At 63.0% G+C, this 21,459-nt stretch carries 21 protein-coding genes and 1 tRNA gene; 13 read left to right on the forward strand and 9 right to left on the reverse strand.

Annotation, left to right across the window (positions count from 1 at the left end; genetic code table 11):
* Positions 1-74: 74 nt before the first annotated feature.
* On the forward strand, positions 75-1,334 hold the full coding sequence (locus JYP46_RS14180; protein WP_206548440.1) for a L,D-transpeptidase family protein: 1,260 nt from the start codon (positions 75-77) through the stop codon (positions 1,332-1,334).
* Between the two features lie 2 nt (positions 1,335-1,336).
* Positions 1,337-1,567 carry a sulfurtransferase TusA family protein gene (locus JYP46_RS14185; RefSeq protein ID WP_162742209.1) on the forward strand — a complete coding sequence of 77 codons (231 nt, stop codon included), beginning with the start codon at positions 1,337-1,339 and terminating at the stop codon, positions 1,565-1,567.
* Positions 1,568-1,902: 335 nt separating this feature from the next.
* On the opposite strand, the gene JYP46_RS14190 is transcribed toward JYP46_RS14185, so the two are convergent.
* Entirely contained in the window at positions 1,903-3,000 is a 1,098-nt protein-coding gene (locus JYP46_RS14190) for a CobW family GTP-binding protein (RefSeq protein WP_113156056.1), read from the reverse strand.
* Positions 3,001-3,004: 4 nt separating this feature from the next.
* Positions 3,005-4,132, reverse strand: coding sequence for a D-alanyl-D-alanine carboxypeptidase family protein (locus JYP46_RS14195; protein ID WP_206546071.1), 1,128 nt, complete (start codon positions 4,130-4,132; stop codon positions 3,005-3,007).
* 429 nt (positions 4,133-4,561) lie between these two features.
* Here JYP46_RS14195 and JYP46_RS14200 point away from each other — a divergent pair, with 429 nt between their 5' ends.
* Together JYP46_RS14200 and JYP46_RS14205 are read left to right on the forward strand one after the other, a co-directional pair.
* Positions 4,562-5,725, forward strand: coding sequence for a M20 aminoacylase family protein (locus tag JYP46_RS14200; protein ID WP_206548441.1), 1,164 nt, complete (start codon positions 4,562-4,564; stop codon positions 5,723-5,725).
* A 114-nt stretch (positions 5,726-5,839) separates the two neighbouring features.
* A tRNA-Arg gene (locus JYP46_RS14205) sits at positions 5,840-5,916 on the forward strand.
* A gap of 41 nt (positions 5,917-5,957) precedes the next feature.
* On the opposite strand, the gene JYP46_RS14210 is transcribed toward JYP46_RS14205, so the two are convergent.
* Together JYP46_RS14210 and JYP46_RS14215 are read right to left on the reverse strand one after the other, a co-directional pair.
* Entirely contained in the window at positions 5,958-7,262 is a 1,305-nt protein-coding gene (locus JYP46_RS14210) for an NAD(P)/FAD-dependent oxidoreductase (protein ID WP_206548442.1), read from the reverse strand.
* A 159-nt stretch (positions 7,263-7,421) separates the two neighbouring features.
* A complete protein-coding gene (locus JYP46_RS14215) occupies positions 7,422-8,003 on the reverse strand; it encodes a helix-turn-helix domain-containing protein (RefSeq protein ID WP_224873555.1) in 582 nt (193 codons plus the stop codon).
* A 192-nt stretch (positions 8,004-8,195) separates the two neighbouring features.
* On the opposite strand from JYP46_RS14215, the gene JYP46_RS14220 reads away from it, so the two are divergent.
* The 4 genes from JYP46_RS14220 (at position 8,196) to JYP46_RS14235 (ending at position 12,586) form a co-directional block, all read left to right on the forward strand.
* Positions 8,196-8,978 (forward strand): ABC transporter substrate-binding protein, encoded by a 783-nt coding sequence (locus JYP46_RS14220; protein WP_206548443.1) that lies wholly within the window; start codon positions 8,196-8,198, stop codon positions 8,976-8,978.
* A gap of 80 nt (positions 8,979-9,058) precedes the next feature.
* Positions 9,059-9,712, forward strand: a complete 654-nt coding sequence (locus JYP46_RS14225; protein WP_206546067.1) for an amino acid ABC transporter permease — start codon at positions 9,059-9,061, stop codon at positions 9,710-9,712.
* Complete coding sequence (locus JYP46_RS14230; protein WP_206546066.1) at positions 9,709-10,443, forward strand: amino acid ABC transporter ATP-binding protein; 735 nt, start codon at positions 9,709-9,711, stop codon at positions 10,441-10,443. Before JYP46_RS14225 ends, JYP46_RS14230 begins: the two co-directional genes overlap by 4 nt.
* Positions 10,444-10,570: 127 nt before the next feature.
* Positions 10,571-12,586, forward strand: coding sequence for a DUF4139 domain-containing protein (locus JYP46_RS14235; RefSeq protein WP_222474128.1), 2,016 nt, complete (start codon positions 10,571-10,573; stop codon positions 12,584-12,586).
* A 47-nt stretch (positions 12,587-12,633) separates the two neighbouring features.
* Here the strand turns inward: JYP46_RS14235 and JYP46_RS14240 are convergent, their stop codons facing one another.
* Positions 12,634-13,110: a MarR family winged helix-turn-helix transcriptional regulator gene (locus tag JYP46_RS14240; RefSeq protein WP_113153351.1), complete on the reverse strand. Its 477-nt coding sequence runs from the start codon at positions 13,108-13,110 to the stop codon at positions 12,634-12,636.
* 222 nt (positions 13,111-13,332) lie between these two features.
* Here JYP46_RS14240 and ectA point away from each other — a divergent pair, with 222 nt between their 5' ends.
* From ectA to JYP46_RS14265, 5 genes are all read left to right on the forward strand, one after another.
* Positions 13,333-13,935 (forward strand): diaminobutyrate acetyltransferase, encoded by a 603-nt coding sequence (gene ectA, locus JYP46_RS14245; RefSeq protein ID WP_113153352.1) that lies wholly within the window; start codon positions 13,333-13,335, stop codon positions 13,933-13,935.
* Between the two features lie 78 nt (positions 13,936-14,013).
* Positions 14,014-15,303, forward strand: a complete 1,290-nt coding sequence (gene ectB, locus JYP46_RS14250) for a diaminobutyrate--2-oxoglutarate transaminase (RefSeq protein WP_206548444.1) — start codon at positions 14,014-14,016, stop codon at positions 15,301-15,303.
* A gap of 5 nt (positions 15,304-15,308) precedes the next feature.
* Positions 15,309-15,701 (forward strand): ectoine synthase, encoded by a 393-nt coding sequence (locus tag JYP46_RS14255; RefSeq protein WP_113153354.1) that lies wholly within the window; start codon positions 15,309-15,311, stop codon positions 15,699-15,701.
* Between the two features lie 96 nt (positions 15,702-15,797).
* Positions 15,798-16,742 (forward strand): ectoine hydroxylase, encoded by a 945-nt coding sequence (gene thpD / locus JYP46_RS14260; RefSeq protein WP_206548445.1) that lies wholly within the window; start codon positions 15,798-15,800, stop codon positions 16,740-16,742.
* Between the two features lie 21 nt (positions 16,743-16,763).
* Complete coding sequence (locus JYP46_RS14265) at positions 16,764-18,248, forward strand: aspartate kinase (protein ID WP_206548446.1); 1,485 nt, start codon at positions 16,764-16,766, stop codon at positions 18,246-18,248.
* Positions 18,249-18,294: 46 nt separating this feature from the next.
* Here JYP46_RS14265 and JYP46_RS14270 read toward each other — a convergent pair whose 3' ends face one another.
* From JYP46_RS14270 to JYP46_RS14285, 4 genes are all read right to left on the reverse strand, one after another.
* Complete coding sequence (locus JYP46_RS14270; protein ID WP_206548447.1) at positions 18,295-18,588, reverse strand: GNAT family N-acetyltransferase; 294 nt, start codon at positions 18,586-18,588, stop codon at positions 18,295-18,297.
* Positions 18,585-19,217 carry an alpha/beta hydrolase gene (locus JYP46_RS14275; protein WP_206548448.1) on the reverse strand — a complete coding sequence of 211 codons (633 nt, stop codon included), beginning with the start codon at positions 19,215-19,217 and terminating at the stop codon, positions 18,585-18,587. Before JYP46_RS14275 ends, JYP46_RS14270 begins: the two co-directional genes overlap by 4 nt.
* A 3-nt stretch (positions 19,218-19,220) precedes the next feature.
* Positions 19,221-20,153: a VOC family protein gene (locus tag JYP46_RS14280; protein ID WP_113153358.1), complete on the reverse strand. Its 933-nt coding sequence runs from the start codon at positions 20,151-20,153 to the stop codon at positions 19,221-19,223.
* A 172-nt stretch (positions 20,154-20,325) separates the two neighbouring features.
* The gene (locus JYP46_RS14285; RefSeq protein WP_206548449.1) at positions 20,326-21,402 is read right to left on the reverse strand and encodes a PRC-barrel domain-containing protein; all 1,077 of its coding nucleotides are present in this window, start codon (positions 21,400-21,402) and stop codon (positions 20,326-20,328) included.
* Between the last annotated feature and the right edge of the window lie 57 nt (positions 21,403-21,459).

Raw genomic sequence — 21,459 nt, forward strand, 5'->3', positions numbered from 1 at the left:
GCTTCATTTTCTATAAGCAGAATGCCAATCTAAGTTCTCCGCGCGGGGGCCAATAGGCGGGACACGAAATACCCATGACACGCCTGATCAAATATGCCTTTCTCATGTCGGCAGCGATTGCGCTGACCGCCTGCAACGAAACGCTTGAAGACATCGCGCCCAAGGCCGAGCGGCAGCTGCCGTCTCGCGTCGTTCAGACGATGAAGGCCAAGGGGATGAGCAAGACCTCTCCCGTGATGATGCGCATCTTCAAGGAAGAGGGAAAGCTGGAAGTCTGGAAGGCCAAGCAGAATGGCCGCTACGACGTCATCGCCAGCTATGACATCTGCAAATGGTCGGGCCAGCTCGGGCCGAAATTCACCGAGGGCGACCGCCAGGCGCCGGAAGGTTTCTACACCGTCCGTCCGGGGCAGATGAATCCGAAGTCCAGCTATTACCTCGCCTTCAACATCGGCTTCCCGAACGCCTATGACCAGGCGAACGGCCGCACCGGCAAGCATCTGATGGTGCATGGCGCCTGCTCTTCGGCCGGCTGCTATTCGATGACCGACGAACAGATTTCCGAGATCTACGCGTTTGCCCGCGATTCCTTCAAGGGCGGGCAGCGGGAGTTTCAGGTTCAGGCGTTTCCCTTCCGCATGACGGCGGAAAACATGGCGCGCTACCGCAACGACCCGAATTACGATTTCTGGAAGATGCTCAAGGTCGGCTACGACCATTTCGAGCTGACCAAGGTTCCGCCAAAGGTGGATGTCTGCGGCAAGCGCTACGTGTTCAACAGCGAGCCCGCAAATGGCGGCAAGTTCTCGCCGGCGGCATCCTGCCCGCCGATGAGCCAGCCGGAATCGCTTCTGACCGCCTACAAGCAGCATCAGGCAAAATACGACTTCGCCTTCAATGCAGCGCTCAAGAAGCAGTCCTCGTCCAAGCAGTCGGAGACGATTGCCGGACACAGCGAGGCGCGCCTCGTGGCTGACTGGAGCAAGCGCCGCGCGCGCGGCGAGAAGGTTTCGCGCCTGCCGCCGAACATTCCTTCGCCAACCGCCGTTGCCGAAGCACCGGAAGCAGCGCCCACGCCAGCCGTTGCCGCAACGGCCTCTGCCTACACGGCCGAGCCCGCCTCGCGGCTTCAGACGGCTCTGGAAGCCGTGGCAGGCGAGCAGCAGGAAGAGACGACGACCGCTGCGACCGAGACGCCGGCTGCAGGCACGGTTCCAAGCCCCGCACCACGGCCGAACACCAGCCCCGAACGCACGGCCTCCGTCCCGGCTCCCGAAGCGGGCAGCCAGGGCACCTCGCTGCGCCGTCGCATCCAGAACCTGTTCAGCCGCTGAGCGTGACGGTCATCGCCGAAACATACGACCTCAAGGGGCTGAATTGCCCCTTGCCGGTGCTCCGCGCCAGGAAGCGCCTTGCCGGCATGGCGACGGGCGAGCAACTGTGGCTTGAAACCACCGACCCGCTGGCCGTGATCGACATTCCCGCCTTTTGCAATGAGAGCGGGCACCTGCTGGTGGAGAGCGAAGCGACGCCGGACGGGCATCGCTTTCTCGTCGAGCGGGGCTAGAGCGTTTCCGCTTTTGCTGGAATTGCGAAAACGCTCTGATTTGTTGTTTTTGCGCAATTCTGGACGGAAAACCGGTTCCCACTTTTTCTGAAATTGCTCTAGATCGCCGTGCGTGGTTCGACAGGCTCACCATGAGGGATGGAGAGCCTGACAGAGCGTCTCAACCAGAGGCGTCGCCGCAGGTTTCACAACCAGCGCCATCCCTCATCCAATGCCATCCCTCATGGTGAGCCTGTCGAACCACGCACGACATCACTGTATCAGCTGTCGCGCACCGTCTCCCCCACGGGGGACGATCAGCGCTTAATCGGGCATCGAAGGCGAGAGCGCGTCTGTCAGCGCCGGAAACCGGCGATGGCGAGAGGGTTGTCTTCCAGCGCGGCCCTGTCGGGAGTATCCACCCTTGCCTCGCCCACAAAGGCTGAGAACAGCCCGCGTATATAGCGCTCGTCCAGTCCGGCTCCGATGATCACCAGGCGCACGCCGCGTGTCTCGTCGGGCCAGGCAGGCAGCCAACGCGGCTCGTGCAGCACCTGACGAACGCCCTGCACCACGAGCGGCCTTTCCGGATTTTCAACCAGCTCGACAAGTCCTTTCAGCCGCAGGATCTGCGCCCCGCACTGGCTGCGCAGGAGGTCGAGAAAACCTTCAAGCGCCGCGCCGCCGATAGGCCGGTCATGCGTGAGCAGGATCGTGTCGAACGCCGCGCTGTGCGCGTGATCATGGTCGTGGTCGTGGTCGTGGTCGTGATGATCATGGCCATGGTGATGGTGCTCATGGGTATGATGATGTTGCATCGCCTCGGCGGCGCGCGCACCGATATCCAGCGCGCTGCAATCGATGACCGCCACCGGCTCCAGCTCGGCGGCAATGAGCGGTTCGAGCCCGGGCGCAAGCGTGGCGAGCTGCGCCTTCAGGCGAGACAGGGTCGCGGCATCGGCCATATCCACCTTTGTCAGGAGCAGCCTGTCAGCCACCGCCACCTGATGACGGGCCTCTTCATGCGCTTTCAGGGTTTCCAGCCCATGCACCGCATCAACCAGCGTCACGACGCCATCCAGCCGGAAGCGCGCGGCCAACGCCGGATGCGCCGCCAGCGCCTGCAGCACAGGCACCGGATCGGCAAGGCCGGTGGTCTCGATCACCACGCGCTTCAACGCATCCGCGCGCCCGTCCGACAGGCGCTCATCAAGCCCGAGAAGCGTGTCCACCAGCGCCCCGCGCACGGTGCAGCACAGACATCCATCGGAGAGTTCGATGACACCGTCGGACGCTTCTTCCACCAGCAGGTGATCGATGCCGACTGCGCCGAATTCATTGACGATGACGGCGGTATCGGAAAGAGCCGGATCGCGCAGCAACCGGTTGATCAGGGTCGTCTTGCCTGCCCCGAGAAAGCCGGTGACCAGCGTGAGCGCTATTTTTGCGGCCATCGCCTCAGCCACCCTGCCCCGTTTCGGCCGTTGCGCTCTTGAACGGGTAATCGGGCCGTGGCGTGGGGATGGGCACATCTGCAAAACGCGGCACCGAAGGCGCAGGGCCGGTCGCTCCGCCCAGGCCGATCGTCACGGCGCGCGGCTCATGATCCATCGCCGTGAGATAGGGCGAACGCTGCACAAGCATGCCATCATCATCACCGCGCTCATAACGGGCCTTCACCGCAGCTTCCGAACAGATCTGCGGACGCAGGTCGACAGCGACGTTCCGGCCATTGCCATAGGGTGCGAAATTCTGAAGCGAGGGCGCAACCGCGCCCTGAATCTGGAACCCTTCAGCCAGAAGGCGTGCAGCCTCCTCGCCGCGCTCCACCTGGGAGGGCGCGCCAAGAACGATGGTCGCCAGTGTGCGCCCGTTGCGCGTGGCCGTGGCTGCCAGATTGAACCCGGACGAGCAGATATAGCCCGTCTTCATGCCGTCAGCGCCGGGGAAACGGCCAACCAGCCAGTTGTAGTTCGGCAGAATCTTGTCGCCAGCGCGCACGGCTTCCATCGAGAAATAATGCGCATGCTGCGGAAACTCGGTGCGAATGGCGCGCACCAGAAGGGCGAGATCACGCGCCGTCGTGTATTGCTCGGTGGAGAACAGGCCGTGCGGGTTCACATAATTCGTGCCGGTCATGCCCAGCTTGCGGGCGGCGGCGTTCATGCGCTCGGCAAACGCGCCCACCGATCCGCCGACATTCTCGGCAATCGCCGTCGATACGTCGTTGGCGGACTTCACCATGATCAGCTTGATGGCGTTATCGAGGGTCAGAACAGAGCCCGCCGGATAGCCCATCTTGCTCGGCGGCTCGCGGGTGGCTTTCTTGCTTATGGTGATCGGCGAGTTGAACTGCAGCTCGCCCTTCTGCACTGCCTCGAAGGCCACATAGGCCGTCATCAGCTTGGTAATGGAAGCCGGGTACCAGCGCTGGAACGCATCTTCATGCGACAGAACCCTGCCACTGTTGACGTCGATCACGATCGTCGGCCCGGCGGATGCCGGTGCGACTGCCGCCACCATCCCCATCACTGCCCCGGCCACAGTCCCGGCCACGATCGGCGTGACCACCCTTGAGAAACACATGCGCTTTATCCGAATTTCATATCCGCCTGCATCGTCAGGCGCTCTCGTTGTCCTACGTGTCGATGACACTTTTTCGACGGGCGGCGTCAATCCTGTCCGGCCTGTCCAGATCAGCCCGGCCATTTAACGCGAAGCTGAAGCTTATAGCAAAAAACCGTGCATCCCGTCGCCCGAAATGCCGATGCCTGCGATACCCGCCCGTGGTACCCGAATACGCAAAGCCCCGTCTGGTCCAAACGGATCGGCTTGCAATCAGGCATCGCCACATCTTACCTATTCCCGATCTCGGAAAGACGTCCCGGCAGGGCGCGCCGCCATCCGACAACCACGCCACCGCAAAGCCCGCCATGCGGCATTCCAACGGAACGACCACAATCGGCCGACAAAGAAATCCGAATGCAGGCAAAATTTTGAAGGGAACCGCAAGTCATGCCCATTTTGAACCGTTCTGCCGAATTGCAGCCGGAAATCGCCGAATGGCGACGCGATCTCCATCGCAATCCCGAACTTCTCTTCGATGTGCATCGCACCGCCGCCTTCGTGGCGGAGAAGCTTGCGGAATTCGGCTGCGATGAAGTGGTGACCGGGCTTGGCCAGACGGGCGTGGTCGGCATCATTCAGGGCAATCTCGGCGAAGGCCCCACCATCGGCATGCGCGCCGACATGGATGCCCTGCCGATGACCGAGATGACGGGCAAGCCCTGGGCTTCCACCGTGCCCGGCAAGATGCATGCCTGCGGCCATGACGGGCACACGGCCATGCTTCTGGGCGCAGCAAAATATCTGAGCGAGACGCGCAATTTCAAAGGCCGCGTGGCGGTGATCTTCCAGCCCGCCGAAGAAGGCGGCGGCGGCGGCAACGAGATGGTGAAGGACGGGATGATGGACCGTTTCGCCATTGAGCGCGTGTTCGGCATGCACAATCTGCCGGGACTGCCGGTCGGCGAGTTCGCCATCTGCGCCGGCCCGATCATGGCGGCGACGGCCGAGTTCGTGATCACGGTGAAAGGGCGCGGCGGACATGCCGCCATGCCGCACATGGTCGTCGACCCGATCCTGGCGGCCAGCCAGATCGTGACGGCGCTGCAGAGCATCGCATCGCGCAATGTGCATCCGCTTGATTCGGTCGTCGTGTCGGTGACGAAGTTCCATGCCGGCGATGCGCTGAACGTCATCCCCGACACGGTGGAGCTTGCCGGCACCGTACGCACCCTCAAGAAAGAGGTGAACGCGGACGCCGAAAAGCGCATGCGCACCATCTGCGAAGGCGTTGCCGCCGCCCATGGCGCGGAGGTGGATGTGTATTATGATTCCAACTATCCCGTGACCTTCAACCATGCCGAGGAAACGGTTTTCGCCAGCGGCGTCGCCAGCGACGTGGCGGGTGCGGCGCAGGTCGACACCAATGTCACCCCGACCATGGGCGGCGAGGATTTTTCCTACATGCTGGAGGCGCGCCCCGGCGCATTCATCTTCATCGGAAACGGCGACAGCGCAGCGCTTCACAACACGCGCTACGACTTCAACGACGAAGTGATCCCCCATGGCGTGAGCTATTGGGTGCGCCTGGCCGAAAAGGCGCTCGCGGCCTGAAGCTCCTGAAAAGCGCATGACCATAAAGGCTGTGGCAGGCAATGCCTGCCACAGGGGGATCATGCCATTTCATTCTTGGCGAAGCGGCCTCATCGCGTTATGAGAGGCGTCAGCGGTCCCGTAGCTCAGCAGGATAGAGCATCAGATTCCTAATCTGAGGGTCACAGGTTCGAATCCTGTCGGGATCGCCAGCTCTCCCTTGCACAGCCCCGCATTTTCCGGTGAACCCCTTTTAGCGGCCCAGCCCGTCGCGCAACCGCGCCCAGGCAACGGCCGCCGCGACCGCGTAGCGGCGCATGAAGTAGAAGGGGATGGGCTTTACCTTCGTCACGGGGAAATCAAGCTCCGCCTCCGGCACGCCGCGCGCGGCGTCCGCGATCACCTTGCCCAGCGCCGTAGCCATGGCCACACCGCGCCCATTGAAGCCGCAGGCCGCCCAGACATTGTCGTCCATGCGCAGAAGCTGCGGGTAATGGCTCACGGTCATGGCGACATAGCCACCCCAGTGATGCACCCAGCGCGCCTCCGCCAGCTGGGGGTAGAGCCTGACGCTCGCCTTGCGCAGCACCTCGAACTGATGCTCCGTTCCGCCCTGCGAATAGTCGCCGCGTCCGCCCATCACGAAGCAGTCGCCCGGACCTTTGCGGAAATAATGAAGGAGCCGCCGCGTGTCGGAAGCCGAATGCCCCTGCGGGAAGATCGAACCGGCGATTTCCGCCGGCAGCGGCTCTGTCGCCACCTGGATGGAGCGGATCGGCACCACCGTCCGGCCAATCGCGCCGGAAAACCCATCGGCATAGCCATTGGTGCAGACGAGAATTTTGCCGGCGCGCACCTGCCCCTTTGCGGTGTGAATGCGCACACCGCCACCTTCATGCTCCCAGCGCTCCGCGCGGCTGTGACCGTGGATGCGTGCACCGGCGCGCGCCGCAGCCTCTGCAAGACCAAGCGCATAATTCAGCGGGTGCAGATTGCCGCCGCGCTGATCCAGCATACCGCCAAGATAGGCGTCGGTTCCAAGAAGTGCGGCGGTTTCCTCACGGTCGAGCATGCGCATGGCGGCATCGCGCCGCCGCCACTGGTCGAAGCGCTTGCGCACGGTGGTGCGTGCTGCCTCGCTGTGGATCGGCTGGATCCAGCCGGCGCGCGATGCACCGCAATCAATGCCCAGACGCTCGATCAGGTCGAAGACGAAATATCCTGCATTGCCAGACAGCCGCACCATGCGCCCGCCGAGTTCGGAACCGAAGCGCCGCTCGATCTCATCGGGGTCTTCCTTGAGGCCCGGAACAACCTGTCCGCCATTGCGGCCCGATGCGCCCCAACCAGGCGTCTCGGCCTCCAGAAGACAGACGCTCACCCCCGCCTCCGCCAGATGGAGCGCTGCGGAAAGCCCGGCAAACCCGCCGCCGATCACAGCCACATCGCATTCCTGCTCGCCGACAAGCGCCGGATAGTCTTGCGACGGATTTGCCGTCGCATTCCAGAGCGAGCGTGAAATGAAACCCTGTTCGTTGGCGATCACGGCTTCGGTCATGAACTTCCCCTCCTCAACCTTTCCGCAGCATCTCGCGAAAACCGCCGCTGCATCATTAATCTGGATTACCCATGTGCATCCGGACGGACGCCTGGCGATCCAGAGCGTGTTTGCGCAATTCCGGACGGAAAACCGGTTTCCACTTTTCCTGGAATTGCTCTAGTAAACCGCTGGCGTGACGATCCAGAACGCTTCGGTTTCCTCCTGCCCCTCACACCAGAACCGGATCAATGCGCTTGCCGGAAAGGCGAAGCTGTCGCCCGGCTTCAGAAGCACGGTGCGGCCGTCAATCTCCAGTCCCAGCGTTCCGTTCAGCACCGTTCCGCATTTGGCGCCCGTCTCGTGGCAATAGGGCGTGTCCCCCGTCGAGCCTCCCGGCTGGATGATCAGCCGCATCATCTGGATGCCGGTGATGTCGTCCGGCGTCATCAATTCCTTGCGCATGCCCTTTGCGCCAAGATCAAGCACACGGCGCTGGTGCGCGCGCACGACATACCGCTCCTGCGGATTGCCACCCGGATCGAACAGCCAGCTGACGGGCATTTCGAGCGCATTGCAGATCGCGCTCAGGGAATGCACCGAGGGCATGGTGAGGCCGCGCTCGATCTGGCTGAGAAGCCCGATGGAGACATCGGCGCGTCCGGCAACGACCTGCAGGGAGAGACCACGCACCTTGCGCCTTTGCCGCAAACGAGCGCCGATCGCATCGCTGCTCCATTCGGTCGTTTCCGCTCCGCCCACGGGCTTCTCCCCTGTTTGCTTATCGTCTGAAACTCTCGACTGAGCCGCCGCGCGATCTCCGACTTTATCGATCATGCCGTTGACAAGCCTCCGTTTCTTCAAGCATCATGAAATAATGATCCAAAAATTTCAATCCGAGAGTAAAAAAATAACGACTGCCCTCGGATTGGCGCTTCAGGAGAGGAGAGTAGCATGAGCTTGAATGGCTTTTTCACCAACCGTCGCGGCCTTATCGGTCTGGGCGCGGCCGCCCTTATCGCGGCATCGGCAGCATGGACGCCGGCCAGCGCAGAAACCCCGACCTACAAGGTGGGCTCGACCCCGACGGGCGTTCCCTTCACCTTTCTCGACGTGAAATCCAACAAGATCTCGGGCGTGATGGTCGACATCATCACCGCCATCGGTGAGGAGGAAGGTTTCACGCCGGATGTGAAGGCAACCCAGTGGTCGGCGCTGATCCCGTCGCTGACCAGCGACAAGATCGACATCATCGCCGCCGCGATGTACGCGACCGAGGAACGCGCCAAGGTCGTCGATTTCACCGACACGGTCTATTCCTACGGCGAGGGCCTGTTCGTCTCCAAGGATGACGAAACCGAATACAAGACCCCGCAGGATCTTGAAGGCAAGACGGTCGGCGTGCAGGTCGGCACCGCCTATATCGAGCCGATGAAGGCGCTGGGCGTTTTCAAGGAAGTGAAGATCTACGACAGCATCCCCGACATCATGCGCGACGTGCAGCTCGGCCGCATCGATGCGGGCTTCGGCGACCGGCCCATCGTCGCCTACCAGCTCTCGCAGGGGGCTGCGAATGTGCGGCTGGTGAAGAGCTACGACTCCACCATCACCGGCGATGTGGCGATGTCGGTGAAACCGGGCAATGACGAACTGCGCGCCTCGCTCAATGAGGGGCTCAAGAAGATCAAGGCTTCGGGCAAGCTCGACGAGATCCTCACCAAATGGGGCCTGAACTGATTTCAGGGCAATTGATCTGAACGGCGCGGGAGCCCGTCTCCCGCGCCATCCGTTTCTTCGAACATTACGCAGGAAATACCATGTCCGAGGCTCTCTCACGTGCCGCTGACTATCTGCCAGTCCTGATGGAAGGTGTCTGGGTCACCATTGCGGTCACCGTTCTGTCCCTGCTCGTCAGCACGGTTCTGGGGCTCTTCTGGGCCATTCTGGGCTGGACCAAGGTGCGCGCATTCCAGATGATCAGCCGGACCTTCATCACGGTCATTCGCGGCATTCCGATCATCGTCCAGCTTTTCTACATCTATTTCGTGATGCCCGATATCGGCATCAACCTGACGGCCTTTCAGGCCGGTGTGATCGGCATGGGCATCGCCTATTCCGCCTATCAGGCAGAGAATTTCCGGGCCGGCATCGAGGCTATCGACCGGGGGCAGATCGAGGCCGCCCAGTCCATCGGTATGAGCGACAATCTGATCATGCGCCGCGTGATCCTTCCGCAGGCCTTCCGCATCGCCCTGCCGCCCTATGGCAACACGATGATCATGATGCTGAAGGACAGCTCGCTGGTGTCGACGATCACCGTGGCCGAACTGACCCGCCAGGGCCAGCTCATCGCCTCGTCCACCTTCGACAACATGACTGTCTTTACGCTGGTTGCGCTCATGTATCTGGTGATGGCGCTGCCCCTCACCTACCTCGCCCGCCAGCTTGAGAAGAGGTACAAAAACGCATGATTGAGGTCAGGGACATCCACAAGAGCTACGGCCCGGTCGAGGTCATCCGCGGCATCAGCTTCGATGTCGAGCCGGGTGAAGTCGTCTGCATCATCGGTCCGTCGGGTTCTGGCAAATCCACCATCCTGCGCTGCCTCAACGGGCTGGAGACCTACCAGAAAGGCGAAATCCGGATCGACGGGCAACGCGTCGACCCCGAGGACAAATCCATCAAGGCGATCCGCCAGCGGGTCTCCATGGTGTTTCAGCGCTTCAATCTCTTCCCCCACCGCACGGCCATCGAGAACGTGATGGAAGGGCCGGTCTACGTGAAGGGCATGTCCCGCGCGGAAGCCCGCGAGATGGCCGCCGGCTATCTGAAGAAGGTCGGCCTCGAAGACAAGATGGAGAGCTATCCCGGCAATCTTTCGGGCGGACAGCAGCAGCGCGTGGCCATTGCCCGGGCGCTCGCCATGCAGCCCGAGGCGATCCTGTTCGATGAACCGACATCGGCGCTCGACCCCGAACTGGTGGGCGACGTGCTCAGCGTGATGCGCCAGGTGGCCGAGGAAGGCATGACGATGGTTGTCGTCACCCATGAGATGGGCTTCGCCCGCGAGGTGGCGGACCGGGTGCTGTTCCTCGAGGGCGGCGTGATCGTCGAACAGGGCTCTGCGGAAGAGGTGCTGCGCAATCCGCAGGAGCCGCGCACCCAGAGCTTCCTCAAGCGGGTGCTCAATCCGCTGATCTGACGACAGCTATCCTGAGCGGATGGGAGACATTTTTCCCATCCGCGCCACGATCCGATCCATTTGCGTTGCTATCGAGATCTCGTTTTGAGACCTTCCCTGACAAAATCAGGCAGCGTGGAGACGGACCGTGACATCGAAGAAACCCCAGAATGTGACCCGCGAGATCGCACGCGCCGCCCTGTTCGGCGCGTGTTTCGCCTTTGCATCAGCCGCTCAGCCGGCCTTTGCCGAGGTGGCTGACAGCGGGCGAATCGAAGCGATCACGCTCTCCTCCGGCGGTCTGGCCGAGATCCGGCGCACAGCCCGGATTGATGGCAACGGCACGCTGCGCATCGAAATCCCGCTCGACCAGGTGGACGATTTTCTGAAAAGTCTCGTGGTCCGTGACCCGTCGGGCACAATCGATGCGGTGACGCTGGACGGTCTCTCCCCCGTCGAGGAAACATTCCGTCGCCTGCCCTTCAACGCAAGCGAAATGGGCTCCGTGCCGGCGCTGGCAGCCGCGCTTCAGGGCGTTGCCGTGCGCGCCACATCCGGCGGGCGCACGGTGGAAGGCATGATCCTGGGCGTCGACACGCAACAGGCCGGCAGCGAAACAGCACCACGCACCGAGCGCGTTCTCTCTGTCATGACCGAAGCCGGTACGGTGGAGATGCTGAAGCTTGGCACAGACACCGAGCTCGACATTCGCGACGAGGCGATGCGCGAGAAGCTGCGCCAGGCCGCAAAGGTGAGCGGGCGCGGCCGCACCGACACGATCCGCTCCGTGGCAATCGACCTGACAGGAACCGGTGCGCGCGACATCACGCTTTCCTATGTGGTGCCCGCACCGGTCTGGAAATCCGCCTATCGGCTTGTTTCAGGCGAAGGTGAAAGGGCGCGCCTGCAGGCCTGGGCGGTTATCGAAAACGCCACTGGCGAGGACTGGAGAGGCATCGGCCTGACACTCTCGTCCGGCGCACCCGTGACGCTCGCGCAGCGCCTGCACCAGCGTTACTGGAACGAGCGACCGGAGATCCCCGTCGCCGTGGGCAACGCCGCGCCACCCCGTCCGGACGACAGCAGCGCCATCGAAATGTCCGAGATGGACGCAATGCCGCTGCGCAAGCGCGCCTTTGGCGCAGCACCCGCGCCGGCCATGATGGCCGACATGGCAATGCCCATGCCTTCGGAACCGACCGACCGCAGCCTGCCGCGCGAGGGCGAAACCAGCGCCACCTATCGCCTGCCGAACGCCATCGATCTTGCCGCGGGGAAAAGCCTCTCCGTGCCCTTCGTGGATGCGGAAATCCGCGCTGAGCGCGTCTCGCTCTTCCAGCCGGAGGGCCGCAGCATCCACCCCGTTGCAGCCGTGTTCCTGAGCAACGATACGGAAGCGAGCCTGCCGCCCGGCATTGTCACCGTCTACGACACGGCGAGCGGCTATGTGGGCGATGCGCAGCTCACGGGCATTCCTGCCGGTGAAAGCCGCATGGCGAGCTTTGCCAGCGACCGCAAGGTCGAGATCGCAACGGAGACCAATCCGGACGAACGCGTGAGCGAGGTCTCCATCGTCGATGGCACGCTGCACACGACCACCGTATCGCGGATCACCACCAGCTATGCGATCAAGGGCGCACCGGACGCGCCGCGCACGATCCTGATCGAGCATCCGCGCCGCGACGGCTGGAAGATGGCCTCGACCGCCCTCGACAGCGCCACGCCGTCGCATTATCGCCTGCGCGCCAAGGTGGACGCCGGCGGCAAGGCCAGCGTGAAAGCCGTGATGGAACGCAGCCGCACGGAGAGTTTTGCCCTGTTCGACGCCAGCGCAGACGCCGTCTATGTCTGGGCGGGAACGGCAGCCGACACGACGACGACAGAGCGGCTGAGAACGCTTGCAGCCATGAAGCGCGAGGCAGCAACGGCGGAGCGCAAGGTGGAGAACATCCAGCGCGAGCTGGAGCGCACGACCGGCGACCAGGCCCGCATCCGCGACAATCTCGGCTCGGTCCCCGGAGAAAGCGCGCTCGGCCAGCGCTACATGCGCATGCTGGAAGAGCAGGAAAACCGTATCGCCGGACTTTCCGACAGGAGAAGCGACGCGGAAGCAGAGCTCCAGCGCCTTGAAAAAGACATGCGGGATTTCATCGCCAAGCTTTAGAGCACCTTAGGGTCAGGGCCTGGGATGAGGGGCCGTGCAGGATCGCGCTATTTGCGATCCACCGCCCCGACATCCAGCAGCGGCGCGGCATCCAGCGCGCCGGCGTTGAGCATTGCGCCGACCCGTTCCAGCGCGGCAACGATCATGCCCTGCTCCCAGTCGGGCAGGGCCTGAAACTGCTCGGAAAAAGTCTTCTGGAGCGGGTCGGGCGCGGCTGAAAGAAGAGCCTTGCCCTCCTCCGTCGGCGCAACCCAAACGACGCGCTTGTCGCGCTCGCTGCGCGTGCGCGTCACCAGCTTGCGGGCCTCCAGCTTGTCCACCAGCGATGTCGCGGTGGCCTGCCCGACACCGGCCTTGCCGGCAATGTCCTTGGGCGTGGCGCGACCGGCGGCCACGACGATTTCAAGAACGATGAGCTGCGGCGTGGTCAGCCCCGTGGCGCGCGCCAGCGTGCGCGCATTCAGCTCGGTTGCGCGCAGGATGCGCCGCAGCGCGATCAGGCTTGTTTCCGTACGGTCTTCCATGCCGCCATTCCCCAAAAAACGCGGTGGCCACTCGGCGATTCTCTGTCGCCCTCCCCATCGGCACATGGATAGCAGAGAAAATATAATTTGATTAGCGAATAAAACTTCGCTGCAAATTCCCATGTAATTCAATTATTTGCAGATTACACGGAACCATTTTTGATTCCGGCGGTTGAAATATCCTTCGATAGTCATAATATCCGGCGCGCTATGAGGAGACCAATGGCCATCACTGACATCAAGCTTGTACGCAAGCGATCGCCCGAAATTGTCTATCGTCCGCCTGCCAAGGAAGACGGCGCGGATGTGTGGCGGCTCATCCAGTCCTGCGAGCCGCTCGACGAGAATTCCCTCTACTGCAACCTTTTGCAGTGCGACCATTTCGGCGACACATGCATCGCCGCCGAAAGAACCAGCGACGGAGCGCTGGTTGGCTGGGTATCCGGCTATCTGCTGCCTGACGAAGACAACACTCTGTTCGTCTGGCAGGTCGCCGTGGACCAGAGCGTCCAGGGTCAGGGCGTCGGCAAGAAGCTGCTCGCCGCGCTGCTCCAGCGCGATGCCTGCGAGAATGTGCGGGCGCTGAAAACCACGATCACCTCCGACAACAAGGCGAGCTGGGGACTTTTCAACTCGCTTGCGCGTTCCCGGGGCGGCGAACTCAGCCATGAGCCCTACTTCCGCAAGGATGCGCATTTCGACGGCAAACACGCCACCGAACATATGGTGACGATTGCATTCGCAGACGACGCGTCTGCGGGCATGCGCGGAAACTGGGTTTCCCTGCGCAACGCCGACGAGGCCCGGAGCGACGATGCCGCCTGATGGCGGCATCACAATCTGCCTCCCCCGATTCGCCCCTTGCTAATTCGCACGACCGAACAAAAATCCGAAGGAAAACAGATGACGACCGTTACGACGGACGACAAGCAGATTTTCACGCGACGCGAATCCGAAGCGCGCAGCTATTGCCGCAGCTTCCCCAGCGTGTTCGCCAAGGCCCAGGGCGCGACCCTGACCGACGCCGAAGGGCGCGACTATATCGATTTTCTGGCCGGCTGTTCGACCCTGAACTACGGCCACAACGACCCGGACATGAAGGCCGCGCTGATCGAGCATATCGAGCGCGACGGCGTGACCCACGGGCTCGACATGCACACCGACGCCAAGGCCGACTTCCTGAAGGCCTTCGAGCGCATCATCCTGCGTCCGCGCGACATGGACCACCGCGTCATGTTCACCGGCCCGACGGGCGCAAACGCCATTGAGGCGGCGCTGAAGATCGCCCGCAAGGCGACCGGTCGCCAGAACGTGATCTCTTTCACCAACGGCTTCCATGGCGTCACGCTCGGCGCGCTGGCAGCAACCGGCAATGGCTACCATCGCGGTGGTGCCGGCGTGCCGCTGAACCACGTCACGCGCATCCCCTATGATGGCGCGATGGGCGGCGACATCGACACGGCGGATCTTCTGAACCGCATGCTCTCGGAGCCCTCCAGCGGCGTCGACAAGCCGGCGGCCATCATGTTCGAGACCGTGCAGGGCGAAGGCGGGCTGAACGCCGCGTCGCGCGAATGGGTGCGTCGCGTCAGCGAGATCGCCAGGGCGCATGGCGCGCTGCTCATCATCGATGACATTCAGGCGGGCTGCGGCCGCACCGGCCACTTCTTCTCCTTCGAGGAGATGGGCATCTCGCCGGACATCGTCACCATGGCGAAGTCGCTGTCGGGTTATGGCCTGCCCTTCGCAGCGCTGCTCGTGAAGCCGAAATACGACGTGTTCGGCCCGGCCGAGCACAACGGCACGTTCCGCGGCAACAACCACGCCTTCGTCACCGCGCGCGTTGCGCTGGAGAAGTTCTGGGCAGACGACGCGTTCCGCGCCACCATCGCCGAGCGCAGCGCCTATCTGGAAAAGCGCCTCAACGAGATCGCAGCGCTCCTGCCGGACGCCCGCGTGAAGGGCCGCGGCATGATGATGGGCGTCGATGTGGGCTCGGGCGAAACGGCAAGCGACATCTGCAAGCGCTGTTTCCGTGACGGCCTCATCATCGAGACCTCCGGCGCCTATGACGAGGTCGTGAAGATCCTCTGCCCGCTCACCATCGAGCAGGACACATTTGCGCGCGGACTGGACATCCTCCAGTCTGCCGTCGCTGAGACAACTCAGAATACGAAAATTGCAGCGGAGTAACGAACATGATCGTGCGCGACCTTAACGAAGCGAAGAACACCGAACGTCACGTCCATTCGGAAGGCTGGGACAGTGTCCGCCTTCTCCTGAAGTCGGATGAGATGGGTTTCTCCTTCCACATCACGACCATCCATGCCGGCGCAGACCTGACCATGCATTACAAGAACCACCTTGAGTGCGTCTATTGCGTCGACGGCACCGGTTCGATCAAGGATCTGGCCACCGGCGAAACGCACCAGATCAAGCCCGGCGTCATGTATGCACTCGACAAGCACGACAAGCACATTCTGCGCGCCGACGCCGACAAGCCGATGATCATGGCCTGCGTCTTCAATCCGCCGGTCACCGGCAATGAAGTGCACCAGGCTGACGGCTCTTACGCGCTGGAGGACGCCTGATCCAATACGGACGAAGCGCCGCGCCCGCTCATGAGGCGCGGCGCTTCGGACGCTGCATCCGCCGGCGAAAACCCTGAAAACAGAAGGAGACCGACCATGACAGCGATGTCAAAGGAACGTGACCCGAAGGGCGAGCGACGACAGGATCCCTATCCAAGCAGGCTGCCGAAAGAGCATTGGCTGCCGCGCCAGGACAGAACCGTGTGGAGCCAGTGGCGACCCGACGCGCCGCTCACCGCACAGCAGGCCGACCAGTTCGACCGCGACGGCTTTCTTGTTCTGAAGGACCTCTTCACGCCGCAGGAAGTGGAGGCGCTGAAAGCCGAATCCGCAGCCCTGCGCGGTGGCGAGCGCGCGCTGATGGATGACAGCGTCATTACCGAGCCCGGCTCCAGCGAAGTGCGCACCATCTTCAAGCTTCCGGAGCAGAGCCCTCTTTTTCACCGTCTCGCCAGCGACCGCCGCATTGCCGGCATCGCGCGCTTTCTTCTCGGTGACGAGGTCTACATTCACCAGTCGCGCCTGAACTACAAACCGGGTTTCACCGGCAAGGAATTCTACTGGCATTCGGATTTCGAGACCTGGCATGCGGAAGACGGCATGCCGCGCATGCGCGCCGTGTCCGCCTCGCTTCTCCTGACCGACAACGACGCCCTCAACGGCCCGCTCATGCTGATGCCGGGCTCGCACAGACATTTCATCGCCTGCGCCGGCGAAACGCCCGAAGACAACCACAAATCCTCGCTGAAAAAGCAGGAAGTGGGCGTCCCCTCGCATGAGGCGCTGACCAGCCTCGCCAAAGAGCACGGCGTAACCGCAGCCACCGGCAAGGCCGGCACGCTGGTTCTGTTCGATTGCAACACGATGCATGGCTCCAACGGCAACATCACGCCGTTTGCCCGTTCCAACGCGTTCTTCGTGTTCAACGCCATGTCGAACCGGCTGCAACGGCCCTTCGGAGCCGGTAAGGCGCGACCAGACTTCCTCGCCGACCGTGGCGAACCCAACCCCGTGGCCATTCAGACCGGGAAACTGGCGTAAGCCAAAGAAACATTGGACATCATGACTGACCGACAAAACGAGGGTGCGGCCGATAACGGCCGTACCAACCAGCAACCGCTTGGCGACCACACCGTAGAGAAGATCGGCGGCACCTCCATGAGCCGTGCCCGCGAACTGCTCGACACGATCCTCATCGGCAAACGCCGCGAGGACGCGCTCTACAACCGCGTGTTCGTGGTGTCCGCCTTCGGCGGCATCACCGACAAGCTGCTGGAACACAAGAAGTCGGGCGAGCCCGGCGTCTATGCGCTGTTCTCCCATGCCGACAATGAGCATGGCTGGATGGAGGCGCTGAGCGCGGTGAGCCGCGCCATGTACGCCATCAACGAGAAGATGTTCGACGAGGCCGCCGACCGCCACGCCTCCGACGACTTCGTGCGCGAGCGCATCGAAGGCGCACGCGGCTGCCTGATCGACCTGCAGCGTCTCTGCTCCTACGGGCACTTCCAGCTCGGCGAGCACATGCAGACGATCCGCGAGCTTCTGTCCGCTCTCGGCGAGGCGCACTCGGCCAACAATCTGGCCCTGCTTCTGCGCCGCGAGGGCGTCAATGCGCGCTTCATCGACCTGACCGGCTGGCGCGACGAAACACAGCCAAGCCTCAATGAGCGCATCAAGCAGGCTTTCGACGAAATCGACCTGACGCGCGAACTGCCCATCGTCACCGGCTACGCCCAGTGCCGCGAGGGCCTGATGCGCGAGTTCGACCGGGGCTATTCGGAAGTGACATTCGCCACAATCGCCGCGCTGACCAGCGCGCGTGAGGCGATCATTCACAAGGAATTCCACCTTTCGAGCGCCGACCCGCGCCTTGTCGGCACGGAGAATGTGCGCAAGATCGGCCGCACCAATTATGACGTCGCCGACCAGCTCTCCAATATGGGCATGGAAGCGATCCACCCGAAGGCCGCGAAGAAGCTGCGCCAGGCCGGCGTGCCGCTGCGCGTCGCAAACGCCTTCGAGCCGGAGGATCCCGGCACGCTGATCGACGCGGAACCGGCCACCGCCGCCGGCGTCGAGATGGTCACCGGCCTGCCCGTCACCTCGCTCGAACTGTTCGAGCAGGACATGGTGGGCGTGAAGGGATACGACGCGGCGATCCTCGAATCGCTGACGCGCCACAAGGTGCGCATCGTGTCGAAAAGCTCGAACGCCAATTCCATCGTGCACCATCTGGAAGCGACGCTGAAATCGGTTCGTCGCGTCGAGCGCGATCTTGCAGAGCGTTATCCGGCCGCCCGCATCACGGCGCGCCGCGCCGGCATGGTGTCCGTGATCGGCCGCGACCTGACCGGGCTTGGCGTTATGCTGGAGGGCCTCAAGGCGCTGGATGAAACGGGCGTCGAACCACTCGCCTCGCAGGAGACGGGACGCGGTGTGGATGTGCAGTTCCTCGTGCGCAGTGAAGACCTGGAAAAAGCCGTCAAGACGCTGCACCGGGCCTTCATCGAAGAGGGGGAGGAGACGTTGAAGGCAGCGGCCTGAGCGTCGCTTCCTTCAACGTCACCCAAGCACGCCTCACCCATCCACTTCAGCGGGCCAGAACGTCGCTCCATTCGGGATGCCGGCGAAACTGGGCCGCGGCAAAGGGGCAGAGCGGTCTCACCTTCACGCCATTGCGGCGCGCGTCCTCAACGGCGCGCGTCACCAGCGCGAGCCCCACACCCTGCCCGCGAAAAGCGTCGGGAACGCCGGTGTGATCGATGATGATCTGGCTCGTTCCGACCTTCGAAAAGGTCATCTCGGCTTCATGGCCTTTCGCACGATAGACATAGCGTCCCTTGCTGCCTTCTTCCTCCAGCATGATCGGTCCTATGTCGCTCATGCCTCATCCTTTCCACGCGCGAGGAACGGCGCAAGAAACCGGCCTGCCGCTGTGACTTCGCCGGGCCGCAGCTCGTGCCCGCCCGTGTGCCATTCGATCTGCGTATCAGCGCCAGCCGCCTCCAGATAGCTCAACAGGCGCGCCGTGAGCTTTTCCGGGCAGATGGGATCATGCCGCCCGGCGGTAACGAGAAAACGCGTCATCACCGCGCCCTCGCCCCAGTCGGGCTCGAAGGGGATGAGCGGATGCATGAGCACCGCCGCATCGAAAAGCTGCGGTGCAGCGAAAGCGACCGACGCCAGAATGTTTGCGCCATTGGAATAACCGAGCCCCAGAACGGCGCTCGGCTTTTCGCGCTCCACATGGGCCGCCACGAAATCCCGCATGCGTCCGGTGGCGCGGGCGAGGTCGTCCATGTCGTAGACGCCCTCGCCGGTGCGGCGAAAGAAGCGCGCCGCGCCCTGTTCGTTCACATCGCCACGCGGCGACACCAGACCGGCGCCGGGCGCCAGCTCCGCACCCAGCTGCAGGAGCTGACGCTCGTCGCCGCCTGTTCCATGAAACAGGAACAGGAGCGGCTTGCCCGGCCCCACAGAGGCCAGGTGATGCACATAATTGTCGACTGCCATCGATCAGCCTCCGATTTCCGGCAATGCCTTTTCGAGCTGTGCGCGCAGATGCGCATGCTGTTTCGGCAGCTTCAGCGCTTCGCCCAGATGCGCCATGTCCTCGTCATTGTCGAAGCCCGGCACATTGGTCGCGATCTCGAACAGGACGCCGCCCGGCGCACGGAAATAGATCGAATGAAAATAGTCGCGGTCGATCACCGGCGTGACCCGGAAGCCCTCGGCCTCCAGCGCCGCGCGCACGGCAAGCTCGGCCGGATCGTCTGCGACGGCAAAGGCGATGTGATGCACGGAGCCCGCGCCCTGTCGCGCCACCGGCGCATCGGGGCTGGTTTCCAGATCGATCAGATCCGCACCATTGCCGCCCTCGCGCTTCATGCGCAGGACGCCGCCATCTTCGGCAACCGGCGTGTAGCCCATCAGCGACAGAAGCGCCTTCGAGCCGCCGTTATCGCGCAGGACGAGCGATGCCGAGTGAAAACCGCGGATCGCGACATCCGCGTCAATGCCCGCACCGTCCCATGGCGCGCGCGCATCATCCTTCGTCTCCACCAGCGCGAAGCCATCGCCATCGATGCCGTCGAAGCGCAGGCGCGTTTCGCCGAAGCGGGTTTCGCGCGCGACGCCGGTGACATTGTGCTCATCGAAACGTTTCGTCCAGTAATCGAGACTGCCCTCGGGCACGGCGTAGACGGTTGTTCCCACCTCGCCAGCGCCGCGGCTGCCCGCCACGATGTTGGGGAACGGGAAATAGGTCATCACGGTGCCCGGCGCGCCAACGCCATTGGCGTAATAGAGATGATAGACATCCGGCGCGTCGAAATTGACCGTCTTCTTGACGCGGCGCAGGCCGAGCGTTCCGGTGATGAAGCGGTCGGTTGCCTGCGCATCCCGCGCCATGGATGTGATGTGGTGAATGCCTTCGATCTGGGTAAGCATGACAAATCCCTTTTTGAGTTTGCCGCAACGTCTCCACGGCTGAGTGTAGCACCAAGATGGCGATGCGTGAGCGTCCATGAAAGCGATGACGGGAAGACGCATTGTCAACGCTGCATAAACAAAGAGCCCCGCGCTTGGCGCTGGGCTCCTTTATCGATGCGGTACGCGCAGATTACTGAACCTGCATCCGCATATCGTCACGCTGCTCGCCATAGACCGCCTCGTCATAGGCCGGCTGCTGCTCGAGCTCTTCCTGCGTGAACTCGGTGTAGAGATAGAACGAGCCGCTGCCGTCGGTCATGAAGGCGAGATTGTCCATGCCAATGGCAACCTCTTTCTCGCCAATGCCCAGGAAGCCGCCGACATCGACGATGATGGCGTCGACCTGACCATCCTGCGTGACGATCACGTCACCGATCTCGCCAATGTTCTCCTCATTCGCGCCGTAGACTGTGGTGCCGGTCAGCTGCTCCGTGCTGATCTGGTCGGTCGGCATCTCGTCAAGGCTCGAACGGTCGATGGCCGAGGTCATCGTGTCATCGGTCATCGGCGCTTCAGCGTCCGGAGCCTGTGCGGTCTCGTCCATACCGGCGGCCGGGGCTTCCGTGCCTGCCATCTGGTCGTCAGAGCCGGAAGCATCCGGGGCGGGGGCAGCGGCCATGCCGTCGCCGCTCGCCGCATCGCCCATGGCATCTGTAGTCGTGTCGGACGCCGGAGCCATGGCGGTTTCGCCAGCGCCTTCCTCGCTCTCGACCGGCGCATTGGCCAGATCATCCTTGGAGGCAGGCTTGGTCATCGACACATCGGCGTCTGCCGGCATCGGACGATAGGCCGAACGGTCAAACTCTTCCTGAGCCTTCAGAGCGTCGGCGCTGGTTTCGATCACCAGCCAGCGGTCGCCATCCTGCTCGGCCCACTCGGCCATCTCATATTCGAGCGCAACTTCCTTCTGGCCAATGCCCAGGAAGCCGCCAACGCCGACAACCAGCGTGGTGACGTCGCCATTCTCATCGAGAACCAGATCGGTCACCTTGCCGATGTTCTCGGCATCTTCGCCGGCGCCATTGTAGACCGACTTGCCGATCAGATCGGTGGCCAGATGGCCATCGGCGCGCACCACCATTTCAGTGGGCTGCTCGGTGGGGGCCGCAGCCGGTGCGCCGGTTGCGGGGGCCGTGGATGTCTGAGCGACCGCACCGGTCGCGACAAGCGTTGCAATTGCAGTGGTCGCCAAAAGGTTGCGGAACATGATAAGCTCTCCGTGTGCAGTGTTTCTGTACAGGCCGCGCTCCGAACCGAACTTGCC

It is taken from the genome of Nitratireductor aquimarinus (assembly GCF_017255295.1).
GTDB lineage: Bacteria > Pseudomonadota > Alphaproteobacteria > Rhizobiales > Rhizobiaceae > Nitratireductor > Nitratireductor aquimarinus.

Bases quoted from the DNA above. Each gene is read 5' to 3' on its own strand.
- JYP46_RS14180 (WP_206548440.1), top strand. From the start codon at position 75: ATGACACGCCTGATCAAATATGCCTTTCTCATGTCGGCAGCGATTGCG.
- JYP46_RS14190 (WP_113156056.1), bottom strand. From the start codon at position 3,000: ATGGCCGCAAAAATAGCGCTCACGCTGGTCACCGGCTTTCTCGGGGCA.
- JYP46_RS14195 (WP_206546071.1), bottom strand. From the start codon at position 4,132: ATGTGTTTCTCAAGGGTGGTCACGCCGATCGTGGCCGGGACTGTGGCC.
- JYP46_RS14200 (WP_206548441.1), top strand. From the start codon at position 4,562: ATGCCCATTTTGAACCGTTCTGCCGAATTGCAGCCGGAAATCGCCGAA.
- JYP46_RS14210 (WP_206548442.1), bottom strand. From the start codon at position 7,262: ATGACCGAAGCCGTGATCGCCAACGAACAGGGTTTCATTTCACGCTCG.
- JYP46_RS14220 (WP_206548443.1), top strand. From the start codon at position 8,196: ATGAGCTTGAATGGCTTTTTCACCAACCGTCGCGGCCTTATCGGTCTG.
- JYP46_RS14225 (WP_206546067.1), top strand. From the start codon at position 9,059: ATGTCCGAGGCTCTCTCACGTGCCGCTGACTATCTGCCAGTCCTGATG.
- JYP46_RS14230 (WP_206546066.1), top strand. From the start codon at position 9,709: ATGATTGAGGTCAGGGACATCCACAAGAGCTACGGCCCGGTCGAGGTC.
- JYP46_RS14240 (WP_113153351.1), bottom strand. From the start codon at position 13,110: ATGGAAGACCGTACGGAAACAAGCCTGATCGCGCTGCGGCGCATCCTG.
- ectA (WP_113153352.1), top strand. From the start codon at position 13,333: ATGGCCATCACTGACATCAAGCTTGTACGCAAGCGATCGCCCGAAATT.
- ectB (WP_206548444.1), top strand. From the start codon at position 14,014: ATGACGACCGTTACGACGGACGACAAGCAGATTTTCACGCGACGCGAA.
- JYP46_RS14255 (WP_113153354.1), top strand. From the start codon at position 15,309: ATGATCGTGCGCGACCTTAACGAAGCGAAGAACACCGAACGTCACGTC.
- thpD (WP_206548445.1), top strand. From the start codon at position 15,798: ATGACAGCGATGTCAAAGGAACGTGACCCGAAGGGCGAGCGACGACAG.
- JYP46_RS14265 (WP_206548446.1), top strand. From the start codon at position 16,764: ATGACTGACCGACAAAACGAGGGTGCGGCCGATAACGGCCGTACCAAC.
- JYP46_RS14270 (WP_206548447.1), bottom strand. From the start codon at position 18,588: ATGAGCGACATAGGACCGATCATGCTGGAGGAAGAAGGCAGCAAGGGA.
- JYP46_RS14275 (WP_206548448.1), bottom strand. From the start codon at position 19,217: ATGGCAGTCGACAATTATGTGCATCACCTGGCCTCTGTGGGGCCGGGC.
- JYP46_RS14280 (WP_113153358.1), bottom strand. From the start codon at position 20,153: ATGCTTACCCAGATCGAAGGCATTCACCACATCACATCCATGGCGCGG.
- JYP46_RS14285 (WP_206548449.1), bottom strand. From the start codon at position 21,402: ATGTTCCGCAACCTTTTGGCGACCACTGCAATTGCAACGCTTGTCGCG.